At 55.0% G+C, this 24846-nt stretch carries 25 protein-coding genes; 15 read left to right on the top strand and 10 right to left on the bottom strand.

Features of this window, described 5'->3' with window-relative positions; translation table 11 throughout:
- The first annotated feature begins 96 nt into the window (after positions 1–96).
- Complete coding sequence (locus H6853_06215) at positions 97–2001, top strand: cobaltochelatase subunit CobT (GenBank protein ID USO03131.1); 1905 nt, start codon at positions 97–99, stop codon at positions 1999–2001.
- 27 nt (positions 2002–2028) lie between these two features.
- Here H6853_06215 and H6853_06210 read toward each other — a convergent pair whose 3' ends face one another.
- Positions 2029–2316, bottom strand: coding sequence for a hypothetical protein (locus tag H6853_06210; GenBank protein USO03130.1), 288 nt, complete (start codon positions 2314–2316; stop codon positions 2029–2031).
- 113 nt (positions 2317–2429) lie between these two features.
- Here H6853_06210 and H6853_06205 point away from each other — a divergent pair, with 113 nt between their 5' ends.
- Complete coding sequence (locus tag H6853_06205) at positions 2430–2645, top strand: hypothetical protein (protein ID USO03129.1); 216 nt, start codon at positions 2430–2432, stop codon at positions 2643–2645.
- 108 nt (positions 2646–2753) lie between these two features.
- Here H6853_06205 and H6853_06200 read toward each other — a convergent pair whose 3' ends face one another.
- The gene (locus H6853_06200; protein USO03128.1) at positions 2754–3269 is read right to left on the bottom strand and encodes a hypothetical protein; all 516 of its coding nucleotides are present in this window, start codon (positions 3267–3269) and stop codon (positions 2754–2756) included.
- A gap of 147 nt (positions 3270–3416) precedes the next feature.
- Here H6853_06200 and H6853_06195 point away from each other — a divergent pair, with 147 nt between their 5' ends.
- Both H6853_06195 and H6853_06190 read left to right on the top strand, forming a co-directional pair.
- Positions 3417–4751 (top strand): histidine--tRNA ligase, encoded by a 1335-nt coding sequence (locus H6853_06195; GenBank protein USO04622.1) that lies wholly within the window; start codon positions 3417–3419, stop codon positions 4749–4751.
- A gap of 92 nt (positions 4752–4843) precedes the next feature.
- On the top strand, positions 4844–5482 hold the full coding sequence (locus H6853_06190; GenBank protein USO03127.1) for a hypothetical protein: 639 nt from the start codon (positions 4844–4846) through the stop codon (positions 5480–5482).
- A gap of 156 nt (positions 5483–5638) precedes the next feature.
- On the opposite strand, the gene H6853_06185 is transcribed toward H6853_06190, so the two are convergent.
- Positions 5639–6043, bottom strand: coding sequence for a SufE family protein (locus H6853_06185; protein USO04621.1), 405 nt, complete (start codon positions 6041–6043; stop codon positions 5639–5641).
- A gap of 146 nt (positions 6044–6189) precedes the next feature.
- On the opposite strand from H6853_06185, the gene clpX reads away from it, so the two are divergent.
- The 4 genes from clpX to H6853_06165 are packed head-to-tail and all read left to right on the top strand — an operon-like array spanning position 6190 to position 10651.
- Complete coding sequence (gene clpX, locus H6853_06180) at positions 6190–7482, top strand: ATP-dependent Clp protease ATP-binding subunit ClpX (GenBank protein USO03126.1); 1293 nt, start codon at positions 6190–6192, stop codon at positions 7480–7482.
- 26 nt (positions 7483–7508) lie between these two features.
- Complete coding sequence (locus H6853_06175) at positions 7509–8468, top strand: exopolyphosphatase (protein USO03125.1); 960 nt, start codon at positions 7509–7511, stop codon at positions 8466–8468.
- Between the two features lie 10 nt (positions 8469–8478).
- Positions 8479–9726, top strand: a complete 1248-nt coding sequence (locus H6853_06170) for an NAD(P)-binding protein (protein ID USO03124.1) — start codon at positions 8479–8481, stop codon at positions 9724–9726.
- Positions 9710–10651, top strand: coding sequence for an LD-carboxypeptidase (locus H6853_06165; GenBank protein USO03123.1), 942 nt, complete (start codon positions 9710–9712; stop codon positions 10649–10651). Before H6853_06170 ends, H6853_06165 begins: the two co-directional genes overlap by 17 nt.
- Positions 10652–10662: 11 nt before the next feature.
- Here H6853_06165 and H6853_06160 read toward each other — a convergent pair whose 3' ends face one another.
- Complete coding sequence (locus H6853_06160; GenBank protein USO03122.1) at positions 10663–10845, bottom strand: hypothetical protein; 183 nt, start codon at positions 10843–10845, stop codon at positions 10663–10665.
- 183 nt (positions 10846–11028) lie between these two features.
- On the opposite strand from H6853_06160, the gene H6853_06155 reads away from it, so the two are divergent.
- The 3 genes from H6853_06155 to H6853_06145 all read left to right on the top strand — a co-directional run bounded on the left by H6853_06155 (position 11029) and on the right by H6853_06145 (position 13861).
- A complete protein-coding gene (locus H6853_06155; protein ID USO03121.1) occupies positions 11029–11367 on the top strand; it encodes a ferredoxin family protein in 339 nt (112 codons plus the stop codon).
- 276 nt (positions 11368–11643) lie between these two features.
- Entirely contained in the window at positions 11644–12195 is a 552-nt protein-coding gene (locus H6853_06150; GenBank protein ID USO03120.1) for a CarD family transcriptional regulator, read from the top strand.
- A gap of 922 nt (positions 12196–13117) precedes the next feature.
- A complete protein-coding gene (locus H6853_06145) occupies positions 13118–13861 on the top strand; it encodes a hypothetical protein (protein USO04620.1) in 744 nt (247 codons plus the stop codon).
- 199 nt (positions 13862–14060) lie between these two features.
- On the opposite strand, the gene H6853_06140 is transcribed toward H6853_06145, so the two are convergent.
- Positions 14061–15539, bottom strand: a complete 1479-nt coding sequence (locus tag H6853_06140) for a M48 family metalloprotease (protein USO04619.1) — start codon at positions 15537–15539, stop codon at positions 14061–14063.
- Between the two features lie 127 nt (positions 15540–15666).
- On the opposite strand from H6853_06140, the gene H6853_06135 reads away from it, so the two are divergent.
- The 3 genes from H6853_06135 to H6853_06125 are packed head-to-tail and all read left to right on the top strand — an operon-like array spanning position 15667 to position 18588.
- Complete coding sequence (locus tag H6853_06135; GenBank protein USO03119.1) at positions 15667–16383, top strand: thermonuclease family protein; 717 nt, start codon at positions 15667–15669, stop codon at positions 16381–16383.
- A gap of 10 nt (positions 16384–16393) precedes the next feature.
- Positions 16394–17356: a prolyl aminopeptidase gene (pip, locus tag H6853_06130; GenBank protein USO03118.1), complete on the top strand. Its 963-nt coding sequence runs from the start codon at positions 16394–16396 to the stop codon at positions 17354–17356.
- Between the two features lie 14 nt (positions 17357–17370).
- Positions 17371–18588, top strand: a complete 1218-nt coding sequence (locus tag H6853_06125) for a phosphoglycerate kinase (protein ID USO03117.1) — start codon at positions 17371–17373, stop codon at positions 18586–18588.
- 204 nt (positions 18589–18792) lie between these two features.
- Here H6853_06125 and H6853_06120 read toward each other — a convergent pair whose 3' ends face one another.
- Positions 18793–19875: a DUF2336 domain-containing protein gene (locus tag H6853_06120; GenBank protein USO03116.1), complete on the bottom strand. Its 1083-nt coding sequence runs from the start codon at positions 19873–19875 to the stop codon at positions 18793–18795.
- Between the two features lie 301 nt (positions 19876–20176).
- Between H6853_06120 and H6853_06115 the strand changes: the two genes are divergently transcribed.
- Positions 20177–20452: a hypothetical protein gene (locus H6853_06115; GenBank protein ID USO03115.1), complete on the top strand. Its 276-nt coding sequence runs from the start codon at positions 20177–20179 to the stop codon at positions 20450–20452.
- Positions 20453–20513: 61 nt separating this feature from the next.
- Here the strand turns inward: H6853_06115 and H6853_06110 are convergent, their stop codons facing one another.
- Genes H6853_06110 through mtaB form a run of 4 tightly spaced genes read right to left on the bottom strand, consistent with a single transcriptional unit; the run spans position 20514 to position 24823 of the window.
- A complete protein-coding gene (locus H6853_06110) occupies positions 20514–21932 on the bottom strand; it encodes an AMP nucleosidase (protein USO03114.1) in 1419 nt (472 codons plus the stop codon).
- A gap of 53 nt (positions 21933–21985) precedes the next feature.
- Positions 21986–22294 (bottom strand): hypothetical protein, encoded by a 309-nt coding sequence (locus H6853_06105; protein USO03113.1) that lies wholly within the window; start codon positions 22292–22294, stop codon positions 21986–21988.
- 55 nt (positions 22295–22349) lie between these two features.
- Entirely contained in the window at positions 22350–23534 is a 1185-nt protein-coding gene (gene ftsY / locus H6853_06100) for a signal recognition particle-docking protein FtsY (GenBank protein USO03112.1), read from the bottom strand.
- A complete protein-coding gene (gene mtaB, locus H6853_06095; protein ID USO03111.1) occupies positions 23534–24823 on the bottom strand; it encodes a tRNA (N(6)-L-threonylcarbamoyladenosine(37)-C(2))-methylthiotransferase MtaB in 1290 nt (429 codons plus the stop codon). Before mtaB ends, ftsY begins: the two co-directional genes overlap by 1 nt.
- Positions 24824–24846 lie beyond the last annotated feature (23 nt).

Raw genomic sequence — 24846 nt, 5'->3', positions numbered from 1 at the left:
CGGGATGACGAGGAGGAAGAATCCCCGGAGTGAAACGAAAAAAGAAAATTTCGTGATATTCGTGCGTTCTTCCCGGTCTTCGTGTTAAAAACAGACATGGATAAAACAACCGACCGGAACGAAAAATTCAAAACAGCCACGGCGGCGGCGCTGCGGGCGCTCGCGGGCAAAAAGAATCTGGATGTGACCTATACCGCCGGCGAAAAACCGGAAGCGCCCGCCCGCCCGGACAAAAAAGCGGCGCGCCTGCCCCTGCCCTCGCGGGACATACCCCCGGAGGAAAAGGCCCTTTTGCGCGGAAGCGCCGATTCCAGAGCCCTGCGCCTGAAACATCACGCCCCGCACCTGCACCTTGAAAACGCGCCGATGGCCCTCACCGCCGCCGCCGCGTTCGACGCCATGGAACAGGCCAGATGCGAAGCCATCGGCGCGCTTCAGATGCAGGGCGTTGCGCAAAACCTGGGCCGCCTGCTGGAAGACAAGGGAAAGCGTCTGGGTTACGACCGGATAGAGCGCCGCGAAGACAGCAATATCGCCGACGCCCTGCACGCCCTGACGCGCGTTGCGCTCACGGAAGAGCCCGTCCCCGAAAGCCTGCGCCCCCTTTTCGAGTTGTGGACCCCGTGGGTGGAGGAAAAGCTGGGCTGTTCACTATCTGAATTTTTTGCCCCCCTCTCCCCCGCAGGAAGAGGGAATCGCCGGGAAGCGCAGGGTGAGGGGGATAATATCCACGACCAAAAAGCCTTCGCAGAGCTTTCCAAAAAGCTTCTACGGGAAATCGGCCTGAGCGCGGGCGAAACGGGAGAAAGCGAAAAAACAGAAGAAACCGCCGAAGACGGCGAATCCGAACAGGAAGGCGGTGAAAACGGCACGGAAGAGCAAGCCGAAAGCGCAGCGGCAGCGGCAGCGGCAGCGGAAAGCGAAGACGACGGCAGCGAAGAAAACAATTCTGCCGCCGGCACGGAAGATACGGACGAAGACGGCTCCGCAACGGATGAAGACGCCGAAATGTCCGGCGATGCGCGCCAGAAACATTTCGAAAAATCCTCCCTCTCTTCCGGCGGCGAGTATGTCATTTACACGGAAAAATTCGACGAAGTCGTCAAGGCCGAAGACCTCGCCGACCCGGAGGAACTGATGCGCCTGCGCCAAATGCTGGACCAGCAGCTCGCCCATTTGCACGGTGTCATCGGCAAGCTCGCCAACCGGCTCCAAAGAAAGCTCATGGCCCGCCAGCAGCGCTCCTGGAAATTCGACCAGGACGAAGGCTATATCGACTGCGCCCGCCTCGCCCGCGTGGTCGCCAACCCCACCGTCCCCATGAGTTTCAAACAGGAGCGCGACACCAATTTCCGCGATACCGTGGTCACCCTTTTGATCGACAATTCCGGCTCCATGCGCGGGCGCCCCATTGCCATTGCCGCGGTCTGCACGGATATCCTCGCCCGCACGCTGGAGCGCTGCGGAGTCAAGGTCGAAATCCTGGGATTCACCACGCGGGCATGGAAAGGCGGACGCGCCCGCGAACTGTGGATCGAAAACGGCCGCCCGCCTCATCCGGGCCGCCTGAACGATTTGCGCCATATCATCTATAAGGCCGCCGACGCCCCCCTGCGCCGCGCCCGCAAGAATATCGGCCTGATGCTCAAAGAAGGATTGCTGAAGGAAAACATAGACGGCGAAGCCCTCGCCTGGGCGCATAACCGCCTCGCCCGCAGGCCCGAAGCCCGCAAAATCCTGATCGTTATTTCAGACGGCGCGCCGGTGGACGATTCCACACTGTCCGTCAATCTCTCCAATATCCTGGAGCGGGACCTGCGCACCGTCATCGCGTGGGTCGAAGGACTGGGACAGGTGGAACTCAGCGCCATCGGGATCGGCCACGACGTGGGGCGCTACTACGCCCGCGCCATGACCATCGCCGACGCGGACGAACTGGCCGAAGCGCTCGTCAAACGGCTCGAAAACCTCTTCCATCTGGATGAAAGAAAGACCAGATAAAACGGGCTAAAAAGCCCTTTCTGGAGGCTATTTTACAACAGGACCAGGTGCAGTTGCAGTGCGGGCCTGATAGTTTTTAACGGTTTTCGCAGCCAAAGCCGTGCACTCTGATGTATCGGCAGGAGCGTGCGAGATAGAAATATTGGGAACATCAATTACAGCCTCCACACGATTGTCAGGAGTTTTCAAAACAGCCTGAAAGCCCCTTCCATCATTCACACTTTTCCAATCAACCGTTAACCCTCCTTTACCCGCAATCATAGAAATAGAGCTGTGAGGATCAAATATGTGGTCATTTTCGTCTTTATACGACATTTTGCGTCATCCTTTTTATTTTCTGAAGTTTAATTATACTTTTCCGTAACTATAAAGAAGATTCTTTCCAATTTGCAACAAAAATTTTAAGATTGACAATCGTGCAGAAAGATATGATTGTGAACACTATGGAAAACAAAGCGTCAGATAAGGATAAATACGCCCCCATCGCGCACCGCGTGAACGCATTCCGCGCGGCCGCAAAAGCGATGGAGTATGTGAGCGATCCTGCAGAAAAAATGAGAGTCTACAACGAAGTAATCGGGCGCGCCGTCAAAAACGATGAGAATTGCGGGTCTGTCTTCAAGCCTGACAATAAGCCTCAGTAACCCCTCACCCACTCAGCCATCGCTTTGCCTTGCGCCAAAGCGGGGCTTCGTTGCCCTCTCCCTTAAGGGGACTCAGGATGAGAAAATGGGGCGTGAACCGGGCGTTTTTTACGATTTTCCCTGAATGCGGATGATCTTGCCGGACGCATGGTCGACCCTGACCTGAATCGGATCGTTCGCAGGCCGCGCCGCGTCTTCCCGCGAACCGGAAGAAGCGAAAAACGAAGATCCCCTGCCGGACGAATCGGAGGTTTCCTCCATCTGATCGGAAATCAACTTGATCATAAGATCCATCATTTTGCTGAAAGAGGTATTCATATTCGCCAGCACTTCCTTTATCAGGCCGGCCTGATCGCGGTTCACTTCCTGTTGCTGGCGCTGGAAATCCTGTTGCTGGCGCTGAAACTCCTGCTGTTGCACAAGCATCTGCTGAAACGTCTCATAGTCGAAAGACACAAAACCACCCCTTCCCTGTCCCGGGGGTCTTGTCGGAACGCCCGGGGAAAAATGCGGCGAAGCAGGCATGCAGGCGTGCGCCGAAAAGACGGCCCCGCTGCCGGACATGCGGACACCGCCCGCCGCCGCCAATTCTCCGAAACTTCGCGTCAGGTAGCCTCTGCTCATTCCCGCGAGGCCGAACACTCTCTCTAGCCGCATTTATTCTCTAGCCGCACTTGTTTTTTCATTCGGTTTGAATAGGATAAGATTACCATTTAATACGCTTTTATCAATTTCTTTTTAGGCATTTCGATAACAAGAAAATTATAAATTATTATGGATAACAAGATTTACAAGCCCGCGCCCATCAGCGGCTTTCCCGAATGGCTTCCCGAAGAACGGATTGTGGAGCAGCGCTGGCTCGACCATATCCGCCGCACCTTCGAGAGCTACGGGTTTTGCTCCATCGAAACGCCCAGCGTCGAGGCGCTGGAAGCCATCACCGCCAAGGGCGAAGTGGATAAGGAAATCTACGTGCTCGAGCGCCTCCAGAAAGATGCGGATGAAAAATCAGAAGCGCGGCTGGCCCTGCATTTCGACCAGACGGTGCCGCTGGCGCGCTATACCGCCCAGCATTTCAACGACCTGGTCTTTCCGTTCAAGCGCTACCAGATGCAGCGCGTCTGGCGCGGCGAGCGCCCGCAGATGGGCCGCATGCGCGAATTCACCCAGTGCGATATCGACGTCATTAATGTCGACCACCTCCCGCTTTCTTTCGACGCCGAACTCGCCGCCATGATGTATGAGGTGCTGGACGGGCTGGGGATCGGCAAGGTGCAGATGCGGATCAGCAACCGGAAGATTTTGATGGGGTTGCTAAACGAATGTGATCTTAATGAAGACCGTCATGTAGACGTTCTAAGAACCGTCGACAAGCTAGAAAAAATTGGAGAAGATGCCGTAAAAGAGATCCTCCTTAATGAACTAGACATGAGGGGGGTTGATGTTGATTCAATTTTGGCTCTGGTAAAACTGAAATTACCTCCAAAAAAGATAAGCGAATTGTCCGAAAACTGCCCCAGCACAAACAACCTAATTGATGAGGGCGTTCGAGAATTAACAGAAACAATAAACCAACTTTCCCACCTGCCGGAAGGGGCGGTGGTAGCGGACCTGTCCATCGTGCGGGGGCTGGATTACTACACCGGCACGGTTTACGAGACGATTCTGCCGGACGTGCCGGAATTTACCGGCTCGGTTTGCAGCGGCGGGCGCTATGACGACCTGGCCGGCAGCTTTATCAACAAGCATCTGCCCGGCGTGGGAATCTCTATCGGCTTTTCCCGCCTGTTCGACGTCATAAGACAGACGCGGCCCGACCTGATGAAGATCGGCCCCAAATCCCCGGCGGATATTTTAATGGTCCTGCCCGGCGAAGACCGGCGCGCAGACGCCGCCGCCACAGCAAGGACTTTGCGGACACGCGGATTTAAGGTAGAAATGTACCACGCGCCGCAAAAACTGAAAAAACAGCTCTCCTACGCGGAGAAAAAAGGAATCCCCTATGTCTGGTTCCCGCCGTTTGAAGAAGGCGCAGCGCACGAAGTGAAAGAAATGGCCACAGGCACGCAGACACAAGCGGACCCGAAAGAGTGGAGGAAAGAATGAGAAATCCAGACCGTCATCCCGGCGAACATCGGAATCCATACGATCTAGCCGATATATTCCATGGATCCCGGATCGCGCTTCGCTTGTCCGGGATGACGATTTTGTTAATCTTTCTGTCTCTTTCCGTACCTGCCGCGGCCGAAGAAACGCCTGCACCGGAAGAACAGGCCGCACAGGCGCAACAAACAGAGCCCGCCGCAGGAACAGAGGGCCCTTCCCCCGCCTTTCGTTACGCCCCGGATTTTTGCGACTTCGAAATCACGTTCCCCGAAGCCCCTTTCAAAACCAAGCGCTGCCCGCAGGGCCCCGGAAGCTGTTACGAACTCACCAGCTACACGATGGTCTACGACCTGCGCACGACCGTAGATGTCAGCGTCACCTGCAACCCCTCCACGCAGGAAAGTTTCGAACATTATACCGAACAGGTGATGCGGGCCGCCCTTGAAGGCATGGTCACGCGCAAATCCGTGGAAGACTATAAAATAGGATTTGTCGATGAGGGCAACGTCCGCCAGGCAACGCTCACGGGAACCGGCACCATCGGCCGCCAGAACAAAATCTACACGGCCCAGCTCTGGTCCGGGCCGCATTCCCTTCTGACGGTGCAGGCCGAACTGGTCGGCGGGGCGCATGAACAGGCCGACAAGGTCTTCGGAGACATCCTGCGCAGCATCCGTGGGAAAGAAGGAAAATACCTCCCGAAACCGGAGCCGGCAAAGGCGCGGAATTGACCCCCGAAGGGGGCATCCCGTTGGCGTGTCGCGTGAGCGTTCATCGTTTAAGGCCGGTTCCATCCTGTCATTTCCGAGCACAGCGAAGAATCTCCCGGAAAAATTGAGATCCTTCGCCTTCGGCTCAGGATGACAAAACGGGTGCTCAGGGTGACGTTAGGAAGACGCAAGCGTTTTGATCCGTTCCACCATGGAGAAAAATCCGTTCCGGCGGCTGGGGCTTAGATGCTGGTCCAGCCCCATGTGCGCAAAGGCGGCCTCGATATCCACCGCCATAATGTCCTGCGCGGTTTTGCCCTGATAAGCCAAAAGCAATATGGCAATAAGACCGCGCACAATATGCGCATCGCTATCGGCCGTAAAATAAAAACGCCCGTCTTTTTCCTCCGCCACCATCCACACGCGCGATGTGCAGCCGCGCACAAGGCTCGCCTGCGTTTTCAGGGCCTCCTCCATGGGAGAAAGCGCCTTTCCCAGATCGATAAGGTAGGCGTAGCGCCCTTCCCAATCGTCAAACAGCGCGAAGTTTTCAACCAGTTCTTCTAATGTGTCAGGCTGCATAAATTCACCAAAAATTAACCACTTCATGACCTTAATATAAAGTAGGTATAATATAATCGGATTAAGGGCTTGCGTGCTACTTAAACCGTGGGCTAATTTGAACAAGGGATTCATTATCGTTCGATAAAACATCAGGACATCACTCCATGAGCAAAGACGAAGACAAAACAGACAGCAAAAACACCCTTTACTGCTCCTTCTGCGGCAAGAGCCAGCACGAAGTCCGCAAGCTTATCGCCGGGCCGAATGTCTTCATCTGCAATGAATGTGTCGAACTTTGCATGGATATTATCCGCGAAGAAGACAAGACCCAGATGGTGCGCTCCGGCGAAGGCGTCCCGACCCCGAGCGAAATCAAAAGCGTTCTGGACGATTACGTGATCGGACAGGAAGGCGCCAAACGCGTTTTATCCGTGGCCGTTCACAACCATTACAAACGCCTGGAACAAGGCGGCACAGGCTCCGGCGCGGATATCGAGCTGTCCAAATCCAACATTCTTCTGCTCGGTCCGACAGGATGCGGGAAAACATTGCTCGCACAGACGCTTGCCAAGATCATCGACGTCCCCTTCACCATGGCGGACGCCACAACCCTGACCGAAGCCGGTTATGTCGGGGAAGACGTCGAAAACATCGTTCTCAAGCTCCTGCAGGCTTCGGATTACAATGTCGAACGCGCCCAGCGCGGGATCGTCTATATCGACGAAATCGACAAAGTCTCCCGCAAGGGGGACAATCCGTCCATCACACGGGACGTTTCCGGCGAGGGCGTGCAGCAGGCGCTGCTCAAACTCATGGAAGGCACGGTTGCCTCCGTTCCGCCACAAGGCGGACGGAAACACCCGCAACAGGAATTCCTGCAGGTCGATACCGCCAATATCCTGTTTATCTGCGGCGGCGCCTTTGCGGGCATTGAAAAAATCCTGGCCAACAAGGGACGCGGAACAACCATCGGGTTCGGCGCGGACGTGAAAAACCCGGACGAAAGCAAGGTCGGGGAGCTTTTGAAAAAACTCGAACCGGAAGATCTCCTGAAATACGGACTGATTCCCGAATTCGTCGGACGCCTGCCTGTTCTTGCCACACTGGAGGATCTGGACGAAGACGCCCTGATCACCATCCTGACCGAACCTAAAAACGCGCTTGTGAAACAATACCAGCGGCTCTTCGAAATGGAAGACGCCCATCTGGAATTTTCCGAAGATGCGCTCATCGCCATTGCCAAAAAAGCGATCGAACGCAAAACAGGCGCACGGGGCCTGCGCTCCATCATGGAGGCCCTGCTGCTGGACACGATGTTCGAACTCCCCGATATGGAGGATGTCGAAAAGGTCGTCATCAGCAAGGAAACGGTCGATGACGGCATTCCCCCTGTTTACGTCCTCGCTAAAAAGAAAAAACCGGGAACAAAAAAGAAGAGCGAAACGGGAACGAACTAAAAGCGCATAGAAGGTGTGATCGATAAATGGCGCAATCCAAAATAAAACTTGAAGAAAATAAAAAATACCGCCTGATTACGAGGTCCGATATGGACGGCCTTATCTGCGCCGTCCTCCTCAAGGAACTGGACGTCATCGACGAGATTACCTTTGCGCATCCCAAAGACATGCAGGACGGACGCATCGACACAAGGCCGGACGACATCACAACCAACCTTCCTTACGTGGAAGGCGTTTACCTGTCCTTCGACCATCACTCCAGCGAAATGGACCGCGTCGGCAAGCGCCCCTTCAACCATGTCATCGACCCGGACGCTCCGTCCGCCGCCCGCGTTGTGTACGAATATTTCGGCGGCGCGGCGCAGTTCCCGAACATCCCGGAAGAGATGATCGCCGCCGTGGATAAAGCCGATTCCGCCGCCTTCACCAAGGAAGATATCCTGAACCCGCAAGGGTGGGAACTGCTTAGCTTTATCATGGACTCCCGTACGGGACTGGGCCGGTTTCAGGACTTCAACATCTCCAACTTCCAGTTGATGATGAACCTCATCGATGCGTGCCGGGAACACAGCTCCATTGAAGACATCCTCGCCCTGCCGGATGTGAAGGAACGGGTCGACCTGTATTTCGACCACCAGTCAAAAGCCCAGGAACAGATCGAACGCTGTTCCACGATCCACCGGAACCTTGTCGTTCTGGACCTGAGAAAAGAAAACACCATCTGGGCCGGAAACAGGTTCGTCATCTACGGCCTGTTTCCCCAGTGCAATATCTCCATGCATGTCATGTGGGGAAAGAACAAGCAAAACACGATTGCCGCCGTCGGAAAATCCATCCTGAACAAAACCAGTAAAACGAATATCGGCGCGCTGATGCTTGAGTATGGCGGCGGCGGACACGAAGCCGCCGGCACCTGCCAGATGGAAAATTTAAAAGCCGAAAGCCAGATCGAAACGCTCATCGCCAGAATAAACGCGGACGGCTAACGGATCAGACATGAAACTCGCGATCGTCGGAACCGGAATCACAGGAAACGCCGCAGCATGGCTTCTTCACAAGGACCATGACATCACGGTCTACGAACGCCATCCACGGATCGGCGGCCATGCCAACACCATGCAGATGGGCAATCACCCGCCGGTGGATATCGCCTTCATGGCCTATAATGAAACGGGATACCCCAACCTTCTGGAGCTTTTCGACAGGCTCGGCGTTGAAACGGAAAAAACGGATTTTTCCTTCAGCGCCTCCCTGAAAAACGGAGATCTGGAATATGCGGGGCGAGATGTCCTGCAACAAAGGAACATACAAAAAGACGTCAAACGCTTCCGCGAACATGCCGCCGAATACCTGACGAGCAAGGAGCCGAACATGCCCATCGGCATGTATCTTAAAAAGAACGGCTACTCTCTTGCCTTTATGCAGAATTATCTTTTTCCGCTCGCCGCGACAATCTGGCATATCGGCATTGGCGAAATCGGAAAATTCCCCGCCCGCAGCTTTATCCATTTTTTCAAAAACCAGGGGCTTTTTTTGCCTGAAGAAGAGCAAAGCTGGCACAGCATCATCGGGGGCAGCAAAAATTATGTCGCCAAACTCACCGAGCCGTTTAAAGAAAACCTCCGCCCCGACAAAGAGGCTGTGTCCATCTATCGCCGCCCGACATGCGTGGAAATCACGGACAAGATCGGCCAGATCCACAGCCACGACCAGGTGATCCTCGCCTGCCACGCCGATCAAAGCATCCGCCTGCTTCAGGACGTGACAGAGCGGGAAAAAGAAATCCTGGGCGGAATCCCTTACGCCTTTTCAACCGCCTTCCTGCATCAGGACGAAAAATTCATGCCCGTATCGAAAAAAATATGGGCGGCGCGCAACTACCTGCACTCCACCAAAGAGGGCCGCGTTTGCATGACCTACTGGCTCAACAAAATCCACCCGTCCCTGAACACAAAAGAGAATTATTTCCTGACCCTGAATCCGCCTGCCCCGCCGGAAAAGACGATTCAAAAAACAAGTTACAACCATCCGCATTACACCCGCGAGGCCCTTAAGACGTGGCGAACCCTGCGCCAGATTCAGGGCGTCAACAAAACATGGTTCTGCGGCGCATGGTGCGGATACGGCAATCACGAAGACGGCCTGTCGGCCGGACTGGCGGTCGCCGAAAGCATCGGCCCGTCCATTCGCCCATGGAGCGCGGGAACCGCCTCTCCCGCCGGAAGCTATGCCTCGACCGAGTAACAGGCTCCGCCCCCCTCTTCGCCCGCCCGCATTGAAACAGGGCGGAACGATCGGCATCATCGCTCCTTCAAGCTTCCCTCCGCAGGTGCCGTTTGAAGAGGGAGTTGCCTTCCTGAAAAAAGAGGGATTCAACGTAAAAATCCATCCGCAGGTCGAAAGCAGGCACGGACAATTTTCCGGCACGGACGAGGAAAAAACCGAAGCCCTGCACGCTTTTTTCAAAGACCCGTCCATTGACGCCATCTTCACCGCGTGCGGCGGCAACGGCGCCATCCACCTGCTGGATAAACTCGACTACCCCCTTATCAAGGCCCACCCGAAAATCCTGATGGGCTTTAGCGACGCCACCGCCCTGCTCAACACCATTACCGCCCGGACAGGACTTGTCACCTTTCACGGCCCAAGCATGAGCAGTTTTTCCAAAATCAAACCCGAAGACCGGCAAAGCGTCGTGGCCCTTCTCAAGGGCGAAAAGGACTCTTACAATTTCAGCGCGGCCCGTATTCTTCGCAAAGGCAACGACAGCGGCGAGGGCGTGCTAACCGGCGGAAACCTCAGCGTCCTGCAAGCCCTGACCGGCACGGCATACGCCCCCGACATGCACGGCGCCCTTTTGTTTATCGAAGATACCAGCGATCATCTGAGCCGTTATGACCGGATGCTCGGCCATATGCGCCTTGCCGGATGGTTCGAACATCTCTCCGGCATCCTGACCGGCGACTTCCTGAACACACAGGACAACCCGGAGCGCCCTTTCGGATTTTCTATAGAAGAGCGCGTTCTGGAACACACGAAAGCTATGGACATCCCCGTCCTCTCGAACGTCCCCATCGGGCACGGCGAACATCTCACAGCCCTGCCCGTCGGCTGCAAAGCGCGACTCGAAGGACAGAGTCTGACCCTGCTCGAAAAAGCCGTCGCCTGAGAGTCCGTTTTTTAGTGAAGCGTTCTGTTCGAGAAAAGCCCCCCTTCGGGAACCGTCTGACCGAACAATTTAAGCTGGCGTAAAATACGGGCATGCTCTTCCGGCATCTCCCGCGCAGAATCCAGGCGCGCCTGCATCATCAAAACGCGCCCCTCCCGCCCCTCTTCGAAGGCCCGCCGCAGAATCTTTTTCATCAGATCGAGATTTCTTCTCCTCATTCTCCCATTTTACCAAACAGGTCTTAACGATTTCTTAAGTATTTTTCAGGAACTCTGCTGCGCCGCAAGATAAGATAACGCGCAAAAGATATTGCATCGCCCGTCCAAATACGCGAAATTCGGGGTCGGCGTGTTAAAGGCGAATTAGAGGATTTCATCATGACTTTTGTCGTTCTTGAAAACTGCATCAAGTGCAAATATACGGACTGCGTCGAGGTCTGCCCCGTCGATTGCTTCTATGAGGGGGAGAATATGCTCGTCATCCACCCGGATGAATGCATCGATTGCGGCGTGTGCGAACCCGAATGTCCCATCGAAGCCATCGTGCCGGATGTCGACCCCCGCGCGGAAGCTGTTCTGGAAATGAATCTGAAATATTCCGAAAGATGGCCGAACATCACGCGGAAAAAAGACCCGCTGCCCACAGCCGAAAAATACAAAGACAAGAAAAACAAGCTAAAAGAGGACTTTAGCGAGAATCCCGGAGAAGGTGATTGAAGTTCTTTTTAAGCTTTTCTTAAAGAATTCGGTTGAAATTTTACGAAATTTCAAGTATGCTCCCTGACATTGGCTGAACGAAGAATGTGAAGATCTGGCGTGCCGGCTGCCTGCTGGAAGGCAATTTGACCGCACGCAATGAAATCGAAAAGACCTTCTCGTTTCCCAGAATTTTGATCCCATGCCGCCAGGCATCATTGTGTGGCGGAAGGGTATTTTTGACTGTTTGAATACACCGCAACAACAAACGCAAAAGAAAAGAAAGGCACAACCAATATGGCTGATAACGACAACTTCTCTAAAGGTGATTATGTGGTTTACCCTGCGCACGGCGTGGGACAGGTCGAGGGCATCGAAACGCAGAATATTGCGGGTATGCAAATCAAGCTCTACGCCATTCACTTCGAGAAAGATCGTATGCGCCTGAAAATTCCGGTCATGAAAGCCGATGAATCCGGTCTGCGCAAACTCTCCACCGCAGGACGCCTGAAAGACGCCATGAAAACGCTCAAGGGCAACGCCCGCGTCCGCCGCACCATGTGGAGCCGCCGGGCCCAGGAATATGAACTCAAAATCAATTCCGGCGACCCTGTTGCGATCGCGGAAGTCCTGCGCGACCTCAAACGGAGCAACGACGATACGGAGCAATCCTACTCTGAGCGCCAGATTTACCAGTCTGCGCTGGAACGCCTCGCCCGGGAAGTCGCCGCCGTCGAAAAAACGTCCGAAGACAAGGCCACAAACCGCCTGGAAAAAATCATGGGCATCGATTCCAAAAAGAAAACCGCCCTGCTTCAGGCCGCCAACGACGCGCAGCAGGCGGCTTAAAAGCGGATATTCCACATAATTTTTTAAAGCGGGGCCCGGCGGCCCCGTTTTTTTTTGCTCATTGACATATAAATGAAAAGATGCAACCTTGCGCCTTACCATAAAAACAAGAGAGTCAGATCAATGAGTACCGACAGTAAAAAAAGAGGCTATCGGCGCAAATCCCTGGAAGGCGTGAAACAGCAGCACACAGAATTCAACAGGGCCGCAGAACAAGCATTGGCCGAGCGCCGGAGTCAGCTTGAGGCTAAACAGATACGCCCTTCTCTGTACCCTGTTGGATCCCGTGTTCTGTGCCGTCCATTTTCTGGAGATGACACAGAGGTGCCAGCTACGGTCATAAGACACAATAACTGCCATTTCGATTATATGCTCAGAGCAGATCGAGACGCACATAGAGATGTTAGGGGGCAACTCCTTTGGGCAGATTCAAAGGACGTTAGAAAAGCCCCTGCCGCCCCCGGACGAAACCGCACCCCGGCATAGAACCCCACAGGTAAACCCGTGATTCTACGGGCCGCGCGGCAATCCCGTTTCATGTCATCCCGAGCAAGGTCGAGGGATCTTGTATATATCCACCGTCAAAGATCCTTCGACTGCGCGCCTGACGGCGCTTCGCTCAGGATGACAAAAAGGGAGGCTTTCTGGATTGCTTCGTCAGCTTCGCTTCCTCGCAATGACAAAATTGAGGGGGGATTAGTATGCCGCGACATGACACTTCCATCTCCTTGATTTTCTTGTATAATGGTGTTGATTCTGGGAACTCTTCCCGTCCGCCTTCGCCCGCCGTCCGGGCAAACGTCCAAAAAGAAAACGCCTTTTTTCGCCCGTGTGCCAGACAACGCCAGATAACCGTTTCGTTTCTCTGAAAGCCCCGCAAAGGGTGTGGGCCGTGTCCTCCATTCACGGCGAAGCGCAGCGCCTGACGGACCTTCACGATTGCCTGCTGGAACGCATCGCCCCCGGCGACCGCCTTGTCTATCTGGGCAATTATACGGGATACGGCCCGCATTCGCGTGAAGCCGTGGACGAACTTCTCACCTTCCGCCGCCTCGTCCTGTCCCTTCCGGGCATGATCCCGAACGATATCGTTTACCTGCGGGGAGGACAGGAAGACCTCTGGCAGCGGCTGATGCAACTCCATTTTTCACAAGCGCCCGTCGATACGCTCCTGTGGATGCTGGGTAACGGCATGGGCGCCGCCCTGCAGGACTACGGCATATGCCATCATGACGGCATCGTCGCCGCCCGCGAGGGAATCATCTCCCTTACCCGCTGGACAACCTCCATCCGCGCCTCTTTGCGCCAGAATCCGGGCCATGACATTTTCATGGCGCAGCACCGCCGCGCCGCCTTCACCCATCTTCATGACAACGAAACGGAAGAGGACCGCTACCCCATCCTGTTCGTCCATGCCGGAATCGACCGCGCCAAAACCCTTCAGGACCAGGGAGACAGCCTGTGGTGGTCCGGGGAATGTTTCAACGATATGAACGAAGCCTACCGCCCCTTTGAAAAAGTCATTCGCGGATTCGACCCCAAACATCAGGGCATCAACATCAACTGCGTCACGGCCTCTCTGGACGGCGGCTGCGGTTTCGGGGGAGCCCTCGTCTGCGCCGGCATGGACGCGGGCGGAGACGTCTTCGAACTTCTGGAAGCCTGATTTAACCTGAACTATGGATAAGAGATAAATATTCCTGTCATTCCGAGTTAAAGGCCACGCAAGCGGCCTGAAGCAGAGGAATCTTCGTCGTTTGATATATTCAGGATCCCTCGACTTCGCCCGGGATGACATTCAAGGTGCCGACATACAATGATAGTTATCCATAGTTGGGCTTGCTTTAAAAATGCGGCACTTACCCCTACTCCACCACGATTTTATATTGCCGCCCTGCGACGAGAGACTCGCCCGCCTTCAAACCGTTGAGAACCCGGAAACGCTCTTCCCTGTAATCCCGAAACGCCATCCGACCCGCCAGAGAAGATACGCCCTGCCCCGGATCTGCCGTGACAACCCTGATCCGGGCCGGTGAAATATTTTTCTCGGAGTCCCTTAACCGCCGGAAGCTGTAAGTCGTTTTCTTCAGCCCCTCGACGATAGAGGCGGACGTTCCTGTCGGAATGGCCATCTGGAACCGGAAATACTGCCCCGGCTTCCATTCGATCGCCACGGCCCGGATGGTCACGGGCCGTCCCTGAACCGTGCCGGAAAAAGCCGCCGTGCCCGCCCGAAACCCGTTGATCGTTACGTTTTCGGGAGACGAAACCTCCTTGCCGCCGAGCCACCCTTGCGTCAGGTAGGTCAGGGGATCGCGTTTTTGCTTATCCCCCGCGGCATCGAACAGAATAATCGTTTTGCTGGCGCTGTGGGTCGCCACAACCTGCTGCGGCGAATTGTGAATATCGAACCCGTCCGGAACACTGAAGGTAAAGCCCAGCTTCGGATGATAAAAGCTCTGCCCGCGGACAAATCCCTGATCCGCGCTGTCCCCGTAGATCAGTCCGTTAATCGCATTCAAATGCGTCTCATGTCCCTGCACACCCTTCCCCGGCGCGTATTTTTGCGCTTCTGCCGCCGCCTGCACAACACGATCATGTGTTACGGGGTGCGTGGAAAAATAATTGAACCGGGACTCTTTCTGGCCGGAAATTTTCTGCTCCAGCTTGCTGTCCTGATCGAGACTGTTCAAAAAGCCGGCCATGGCCATCGTGTCGTATCCGCTGCGGCTTATATAGCGCACGCCCAGCTCGTCCGCCTGACTTTCCTGCCCGCGCGAATAGGATTTGATATAAAGCTCGGAGCCAAGCCCCGCCGCCCGGCTGACGCCCGGATCCCCCACGGCGGCGGACAAAATCGCCGCGCCAAGCCCGACCAGCGCCCCTTGCGACACACGCTCTGCCGCATGACGGGCCGTAATGTGGCCGATTTCATGCCCCAGAACACCCGCCACTTCCGCCTCGCTGTTGGCCAGCGCTAAAAGCCCGCGGGAAACGTAAATATAGCCTCCCGGAAGGGCAAAAGCGTTCACGACGGGAGAATCAATGACAAAGAATTTATACTGCACATCCTTGCGCTCCGTATGGGCCGCTATCTTGTTCCCGATCCGGCTGACGTAATCCGCCACGGGCCCGTCGACAAAATCCCCGAAGGTCTGCTGAACTTTTTGATGTTCCTGCGCGCCGACAGACGCTTCCTGAGAGGCCGGCAGAAGCGCCGTAAACTGGTTGTCTCCCGTCGCGGGATTGGTGCTGCAGGCACTTAAGAACATCATCCCGACAGCAAAAAAGAGCAAAAATATCCTCTTGCCAAAAACCCGTCCTCCGGTCCAAGCTGCTTTCATCATGCGCGTCTTCCTGTTCATTCTTCTGTTTCTTTCCTGCGGAAACCTCATTCTGCCACAGGCAAGGGCCGAGGGCCAAGACTCAAAAACCGATTTTTCCAGCCTGAAGCACACCGGGTCGGGCCGTGTGGACCAAGTCATTGACGGGCTGAGCGTCCTGCTCAAAAACAAAAAAATCGTCCGCCTGTCCTCCCTCGAGATACCGGACGAGGATTTTTCCCTCGCCGCAAAACAGGCCCTCGAAAAGGCCCTGCCCGAAGGCACCGAGGTCATCCTCTACCAGACACTTAAGGCAAAAAAAGGGCGGGTCAACAGGATGGGGCACCATCTGGCCCATCTTGTAACAAAAAAAGACCCTGTCTGGATCAACGGCCTCCTGCTGGAAAAAGGACTGGCGCGCACGCTGCCCTCGGAGTCCAATGCGGAAATGACGCCGCAAATGTACGCGATGGAAGAAAAAGCCCGCAGGAAGAACGAGGGCCTGTGGGCCAAAGACAAACAGCCCGTTTTAACGGCGCAAAACGCCGCCGAAGGCATCGGGCAGTACAGGCTGGTGGAAGGCACGCCCCTCAAAGCCGCCGTGATACGCAACAATGTCTACCTGAATTTCGGCCCGGACTGGAAAACGGATTTCAGCGTCATGATCGCCCCGCCCGTGCGCAAACAGCTTGCGCGGCAAGGGCTGGACGCGCTCTCGCTGGCGCACCGGCCGCTACGGGTGCGCGGCTATTTGCGCGCCTATAACGGTCCTTTCATGGAACTGGAACATCCCGAACGGCTTGAAATATTTGAAATAACTGACGAACAGAAAAAAAGCCCTGACAGGGACGCAAATCCCCAATAGATTACCCTTCATGGCCCGTAAAACCGCATATCCGGACTTGTTTCCACACCTCACGCCTTATTCCACAGGCTTTCTGGACCTGTCCCACGGCCATCAAATGTACTGGGAGCAAAGCGGCAACCCCGACGGCGTACCCGTTCTCTTTTTGCATGGCGGCCCCGGCGCCGGCTGCGCCCCCGTCCACCGGCAGTTTTTCGATCCGGAAGCCTACCGGATTATCCTCTACGACCAGCGCGGCGCCGGACGCTCTACACCGCACGGCAGCCTCGAACACAACACACGCGTGCATCTGATCCGGGATATCAAACAGCTTCAGACACATTTGTCCGTCGAACGCTGGCATGTGTTCGGCGGCTCATGGGGAAGCACCCTGGCCCTGTCCTACGCCGCCGCGTTCCCTGAAGACTGCATCAGCCTGATCCTGCGCGGCATTTACCTGCTGGAAAAAGAAGAGAACGACTGGTGGCTCTACGGCGCCCGCGCCCTCTTCCCCGAAGCCTGGGAACAATTCGCCGGCTTTATCCCCGAAGAAGAACAGGGCGATCTTCTGGAAGCTTACTACAAACGCCTGACCGGCCCCGATCCCGATACACAGATGGAAGCTGCCATTAGCTGGGCCCTGTATGAAAGCGCCTGCTCTTCCCTGATTCCCAACTACGAAACCATTACGACGGAGGAACAAAAAGCGCATGCGCTTTCGCTGGCCCGGATCGAATGTCATTATTTCCGGAACGAACAGATCGCCGCCGAAAACTCCCTTCTCAAAGCAGTCGAAAAATTCCGCCATATTCCGTCCGTCATTATTCACGGCCGCTATGACGCCGTCTGCCCGATCGTGACCGCGCACAAGCTCCATCTCGCATGGCCGGAAGCGGATTATATCGTCGTGCCGGACGGCGGGCATTCCGCCCTTGATCCGGCCATCCGTTCCCGCTTGATCCAGGCCACCGAACATGCCAAAACCATCTCTTGAACCGGGGAGATAAAATGAATTTTAAAACGCTCGAAACCATAAACAAAGAGATCCCTCTTGAAGGTAAAAAAATCCTGCTGCGGGCGGATTTAAACGTGCCCGTCCAGGACGGAAAGGTCAGCGACACCACCCGGATCGACCGCCTGAAGCCCACCATCGACACCCTGACGCGCAAAGGCGCGCGCGTCATCCTGCTGTCCCATTTCGGACGTCCCAAAGGCGAGGCTAAGGAAGAATATTCCCTGTCCTTCCTGCCGCCCGTTTTAAAGGCGCAGTGGGGACAAGAGGTTTCCTTCGCCGCAGAGTGCACCGGTCCTGAAGCCGAAAAGGCTGTAAGCAACCTCCAAAACGGCGATATCCTGCTGCTGGAAAATGTGCGCTTCCACAAAGGCGAGGAAACAAATGACGTGGCCTTTGCAAAGGCGCTGGCAAAGCTCGGCGATATTTACGTGAATGACGCCTTTTCCGCGTCCCACCGCGCCCATGCCTCGACCGAGGGCCTCGCGCATCTGCTGCCCTGCGCGGCCGGCCATCTGATGGAAACGGAACTTGGCGCGCTTCAAAACGCGTTGGAATCGCCGAAAAAACCCGTCGCCGCAATCGTCGGCGGAGCAAAAATTTCTTCCAAGCTCAGCGTCCTGAACAACCTCGTCCAAAAGGTCGATTTCCTGATTTTGGGCGGCGGCATGGCCAACACGTTCCTGTTTGCCCGGGGCGCGGAAGTCGGCGCGTCCTTATGCGAAAAGGATATGGCCGCAGAAGCCAGAAACATCATGGAAAAAGCGCAGAACAAGGGGTGCGAAATTATCCTGCCCACGGACCGGATCATTGTAGACACCATCGAAGAAGGCGCCCCGTACGAGATTGTTTCGCTGGCAGATATGCCCGAAGACAAGGAAGCCATAGATATCGGCCCCGAAACGATCCGCCATATCGGAGAGATTCTCCAGACCTGCAAGACCGTCCTGTGGAACGGCCCCATGGGCGTTTTTGAGGTCAAACCCTTCGACAAGGGAACAAACGAGGTCGCCAAAATCGCGGCAAACCTTACCAAAAGCGGACAGGTGCTGAGTGTCGCAGGCGGCGGGGATACCGTCTCCGCGCTCGCCAATGCGCATGTCCTCGAAGATTTCAGCTATGTCTCATCCGCCGGCGGGGCCTTCCTTGAATGGCTGGAAGGCAAAACGCTGCCCGGCGTCGCCGCCCTGAGCGCACACGCCAGAGCCGCCTGATCCAGGTCTTTATAGTCCATTTCGTTAAAAATCTGACGCGTTGATTGTTTTGGGTTGTTAACACGAAGACCACAAAGGATATGAAGTTTCACGAAGTTTTTCTTCTTCAAACAATGACTTCGTGTTTCTTCGCAAGCTTCGTAAGCTTCGTGGTAAAAACGATTTACCGGTTTTTGCGATGTCCGGCCTTAAGCGATGAACGCTTTAATGGCGGTACTTGTTTAAAATCTTCTGCGCCTGCTCCCTGTTGAGCATGTCATAAGCCTGAAGCGCCATACCCATCTTTTCCTGATCTATAACGCGCGCGTCTTTTCCGCGGGCTGCATGAGTCAGCAAAAAGAAGCTCATAAAATCCGATTTCCGGATTCCCATCGCCTTGCAGGACAGGGCCAGCCCCTTCCCCGTCGGCTGCTGTATCATGTTATAAACCGTTTCCCTGGACAGACCGCAAAAGACGGAATACATCGCGATGAAGCTGGCAAGCTGCCCGCGCTTTAACACGCTTATCATTTTGGAAATTTCAAGCTGCCCTCTTTCATGAAGCTGTTCAGCCGCACGTATCATCTGGCTGTTGGGCATAAATTCGCGCCGATCCGCATTTTTAAATTCGGAAACAACCTCATCTACGGCCGTTTTGAAACGGAAGGAAAACGATTTTTTAAGCTCCTCGCCCACAAATTCGTAAATTTTACGCGCAACGCCTTCCGGAAGTTCCGGCCGCATCAAAAGCGGGCGTGCAAGCGCATCCGACGTTTTGGACATCTGCGCAAAAATATCGATCGCGCGATCGCTCAGCGTTACCTTTTTGTTTTTGGTCAAAGTAACAGCCGTAGGAAAATCCCTCGTCTCTGCGAGAAGATCAACGACCTTCCCGCCAAGCCCTTCCCGTGAGGCGATGGAACGCCAGTGTGCAGGTCCTTTGGCTTTGATAATATAAATCAAGTCCATGTCCTGGAGAACCGGGCTTTGCCGCAACACAGGCTCCGCGATTTTAATTTCATCGTTGGCCAGTTGCAAAATAATCCGCAAGGGAACGTTATCCATCGCCGCAAAACGCTCCGACAGGGCCATCCGCAGATCTTCTTCGGCCTGACGCATAATCCCCATCAGAACGTCCGTGATAAGTTCCCGTTCCCGCGGGTTTAATTCAATATCAAGGAGATCCGCCATCACGCCCGTCAAAGCTGCGCGTGAAGAAGGATCCTGGCTGCGGGCCAGACCGTTCAGTTTTTGCTTGTCGTAAAGGCTCACCAATAAAGGAGCCACCTCAGGATAGTTTTCCAGCATCTCTTTTTATCCATCCCCCCGCCTGCTTTTCGGCACGTCCCCAAACTTTTGGCGCCGCCAGACAGTTTTTTTGTTAATTATCGTACTTTTTAAGAATATGACAAGAAAGGACCGTAAAAAACCAAGGAAATCCGCCCTGTTCATCTCTTGCCTTTATTCATATACAAAAATCATTTACAATCCCTTAACGACTGTGCATTTTCTTCATTTATGTCCACATTCTCCCATGTAATTCTTTGTTAACGCTTTCCTGTTATTCTTAACTTCACACTTATTTTTCTTCTATTCGGGGGTTCAAAACATGGTTGGCTTGGTCAATAGCGGCATTCAGCAACAAATTCCGGCGGCAAACACGTTCCAGCCCGGCAATAATGAAACGGCCCGTCAGGCAAATGAAGTACGTGAAGACTCGACCGAAACGCGCCCCACCGGAACGGCGGCAGCAAAAGGACAGGAAACGGAAACACGCAATAACGGCCACGAAAAAGAGGCAGAATTTCAGGCTTCCGCCAATCAGGACACCGAAAGGTCTTCCGGCAGTTCAGGCCGCGGAAGCGTGGTCGATATCACGGTTTAAAAATACCGGAACACCGGGAAGGAAGAGCGCTCTGTAAAGGAGCGCTTTTTTATTGGAAGATTTACTGAAACGCGACTTCGTTGAAAGAGCGTAATTTCCGGCTGTGCAGTTTTTCCGGCCCGATTTCGCGCAGAATCTCCATGGCGCGCAAGCCGATCTGCAAATGCTGCACCACCCTTTCGCGGTAGAAACTGTCCGCCATCCCGGGCAGTTTAAGCTGTCCGTGCAGCGGCTTGTCCGACACGCATAAAAGCGTCCCGTAAGGCACACGGAAACGAAAGCCATTCGCCGCGACCGTGCCCGATTCCATATCCAGCGCAATCGCCCGGCTCTGGCTGAAACGGATATTCTGCCGCACCGAAGCGCGCAATTCCCAGTTCCGGTCATCCACCGTGGCCACGGTCCCGGTCCGCAGGATTTTCTTTTTCTCATAGCCTTCCAGCCCCGTAATCTCGCTCACCGCCTGCTCCAGCGACAACTGGATTTCCGACAGAGCCGGAAGGGGAATCGTCGGGTTCAAATCGTGATAGAGCACGTTGTCTTCGCGCAAATATCCATGCGCCAGCACATAATCCCCCAGGCGCTGGGAGTTCCGCAGCCCCGCGCAATGCCCCAGCATCAGCCACGCATGCGGGCGCAGCACCGCCACGTGGTCCGTAATGGTTTTGGCGTTGGACGGCCCCACCCCGATATTGACCATGGTGATTCCCGATCCATCCGCCCGCTTCAGGTGATAAGCCGGCATCTGCGGTAAACGCGCGCCCTCCGCAGGTTTGGTAAAGCCGGTATAATCGGGCAGTCCCGCGAGTTTTTCACCGATTTTTACAAATTCATCGATATAAAACTGGTAGTTCGTGAAAATAACGTAATTTTGAAAATCCCCCGCCTTCGTGCCGGTGTAATGTTTCAGACGCAGCAGGCTTAAATCCACACGCGGCGCGGTAAAAAGCGCCAGAGGCATTGGCCCTTTTCCGGGAGTGTACGTCCCGTTCGGGATCTGATCGTCCAGTATATCCAGATCCGGCTGGTCGAACAGACCGGGAAGCGCCCTGATCTGCTCGGGCGACAAATCCTTTTCCAGATGAAAATCCTCCCCCAGGGCAAAATGGAGCGGAACGGGCGTATCGCTCACACCGATCTCCACAGATCCGCCATGGTTCTTGAGAAGGAGGCCGATTTGCTCCTCGTAATAATGCGCAAAAATGTCAGGCCGCGTGAGCGTCGTTTCGTAAAGCCCCGCCCCCTGTACAAAACCGTAGGACAGACGGCTGTCCTGCTGACGCCGCGCCGAACCCGCCTCTATCCTCACAAAAGGGTAACAGGCCCGGATTTTTCCGGCCGGCAGCTTGTTTTTTGTAAAAAGATCAAAGCTTTCGCGCAAATACGCCACATGCGCGTTATAAATCCCGCTGGCCGCCGCCACAGCTTCCCCGGCAGAGTCAAAAGCGCGCGTTTCGAATGATTTCAAAGCGTCCGACATAGCCTATTATCGCCCGAAATGGTTAATATTTCAATGAACCAACACCCTGCCGCTCAGGATTTCCGGAACGCCGGAAGCGACCTGCCGGGGACCGGCGAACGGCTTTCGGGGCATTTCTCTATCTCTGAAGAAAACGCCCATGTCTCTGCGCCGCGATAAAAATTCCCGCCTGCTTCCCGTATGGCAAGAGAATAAAGCCTCGTGGCTTCACAATAGCCGTCAGGCGCCGCCCGATGTGGAACGATCTCGGCCTTTAACAGATAATCACGCCCATAGTAATGATGTTTGAGCAGGACCTCCTCCCCAAGGGAAAACCGGCCGGTTTTTCCGGCATTCTCCGCATTAAAATCTCCACGAACCATTGCATTACTCCTTTTTTACGGTAAGTCTCCCGCCTCTTCCAGAGAGAGGCGGAGATTATTGAGCCACGCCCATCAGGGCTTTGGCGAAATCTTCGGCCTTGAAGGGACTGAGATCGTTTTCTTTCTCCCCCACGCCAATAGCATGAATCGGCAGGCCGAATTCACGCGCCAGAGACACGATCACCCCGCCCTTGGCGCTGCCGTCGAGCTTGGTCACGATCAGGCCCGTCACGTCCACCGCCTCTTTGAAAATCTCGACCTGGGAGTGTGCGTTCTGCCCCGTCGTCGCATCCAGCACAAGCAAAACGGCATGCGGCAGATTTTCGTCCTGCTTCTTCAGAACACGGACAATTTTCTCCAGCTCTTCCATCAGGTTGGCCTTATTCTGCAAACGCCCGGCCGTGTCGATCATCAGGATTTCAGCCCCGTCGGCCTTGGCCTTTTCGTAGGCTTCAAACGCCACGGACGCCGCGTCCGCGCCAATATCCTTTTTCAAAACCGGGCAATGGGCTTTTTTGGCCCAGACTTCCAGCTGCTCAATCGCGGCGGCGCGGAACGTATCCCCCGCCGCAATCATCACGGGCTTATGCCGGCGCATATGCCAGTCATAGGCCATTTTGCCGATCGTCGTGGTCTTTCCCGCCCCGTTGACGCCGCAAACCAGAACAACAAACGGACCATTTTCCGGTTTTTCGATCTCCAGCGGCGCCGCCACAGGCGCCAGAATTTCCGCCATGTTTTCGGCCAAAGCGGACCGTATCTCTTCGGGCTCCACCTCTTTATCAAAACGCGTTTCTGACAGGCCAGAGACAAGCTGCGCGGCCGTTTTAGGCCCCAGATCCGCCGAAATCAAAAGATCTTCAAGTTCCGAAAGCGCAGCGGCATCCAGCTTCTTTTTGGTGAAGATATCCGAAACCCCCTGCCCAATCTTGTTCGTGGACTTGGACAGCCCCCTTGAAAGCCGTGAAAGCCAGCCCCCTTCCGCGCTATGATCGCTCAGGTCTTTCGCTTCCTGCGCGTCCGCCACCGCCGTATGTTCCGGCACAGGCACCACCCCGAGTTCGTCCAGAATTTCCGCCGAGCTTTCTTCCAGTTCGCGCTCCACAAAATCCGGATTCATTTCCGGATCGGATTCGGTCAAAGGACCCAGCGCGGGATCCTTTGAATGATGAATAACCTTATCCTCGCGCTCTTCCTGTTCCTGCGCGGCCTGATTTTTCTTTTTACGCCATAAAACCATTATTGCACGTTTCCCGTTAAACAATCCCCCTCTATGCCCGTTATCCTAACACGCAGAAGGCTTCCGGGCGAATGATTTCCATCAATCCTGACCTGCGCAAAATGTTCCGTGTGCCCGGTATTGTCTTTCTCTACAATAACTTGGCGAGTCTGTTTCACATGAAACCTCAAGAACTTATCCACCTGTTTGTCCCCCAACTTACGCAAGAGCGCCGCCCGCGCTTTACGCACGTCATGCGGCACCTGCGGCATCCGGGCCGCCGGCGTTCCTTCCCTTTCCGAATAAGGAAACACGTGCAGGAACGTCAAATCGCATTCGGCGACAATATCCAGCGTCTTCTGGAACATCTCGTCGGTTTCGGTCGGAAAGCCGGCAATGATATCCGCGCCAAACGCCATATCGGGCCGGCAGGCCCGCGCCCTTTCACACAGCGCCGCCACGTCTTCCCTCGTATGGCGCCGCTTCATACGTTTGAGAATCATGTTATCCCCGGCCTGAAGGCTTAAATGCAGATGCGGGCACAGGCGCGGCTCCCCGGCGATAAGCTCCCAAAGATCCGCGTCTATTTCAACCGGATCAAGCGAGGACAAACGAATACGCGGCAATTCCGGCACCAGCGCAAGCACCCGCCGGATCATCTGCCCCAGCGTCGGCCGCCCCGGCAAATCCGCGCCGTAAGAAGTAACGTCAACTCCTGTAAAAACGATTTCGTTATAACCGCTTGCAACAAGTTTTTGAACCTGCCTGGCAACTTCACCGATTGGCACGGAACGCGAATTGCCCCGCCCGTAAGGAATGATACAAAACGTGCAGCGATGATCGCACCCGTTTTGCACCTGTACAAAGGCGCGCGCGTGCCCCTCCACCCCTTCGATCAAATGGGAAGCCGTTTCGCGCACGGACATGATGTCGTTGACGAAGACTTTAGCCTTATGCCCCTCACCCTCCCCATGGGGAGAGGGTGCGAGTGAAGGGTTCAAAATCCACCCTTCCTTCTTCAGTTTCACATCATTGCCCAGCACGACATCCACTTCTTCCATCTGTGCATAAGTCTGGGGATCAATCTGTGCCGCACAGCCGGTCACAATGATTTTAGCGTGTGGATTGTCCTTGCGGGCCCGCCGAATGGCTTGCCGCGCCTGCCGCTCTGCCTCTTTGGTCACCGCGCAGGTATTGAAGATAATCGCCTCCTCCAGCCCCGCATCGCACGCATGGGCGCGCATCACCTCGGACTCGTAAGTGTTGAGGCGACATCCAAAGGTCACAAGCTGCGGATGTTTTTTGGTCATAATAATCGTTTATTACAAGAGTT

The sequence above is a fragment of the Rhodospirillales bacterium genome (assembly GCA_023898765.1).
In the GTDB taxonomy this organism is placed as follows: domain Bacteria; phylum Pseudomonadota; class Alphaproteobacteria; order Micavibrionales; family Micavibrionaceae.
This window is presented reverse-complemented; position numbering and strand designations above follow the sequence as displayed.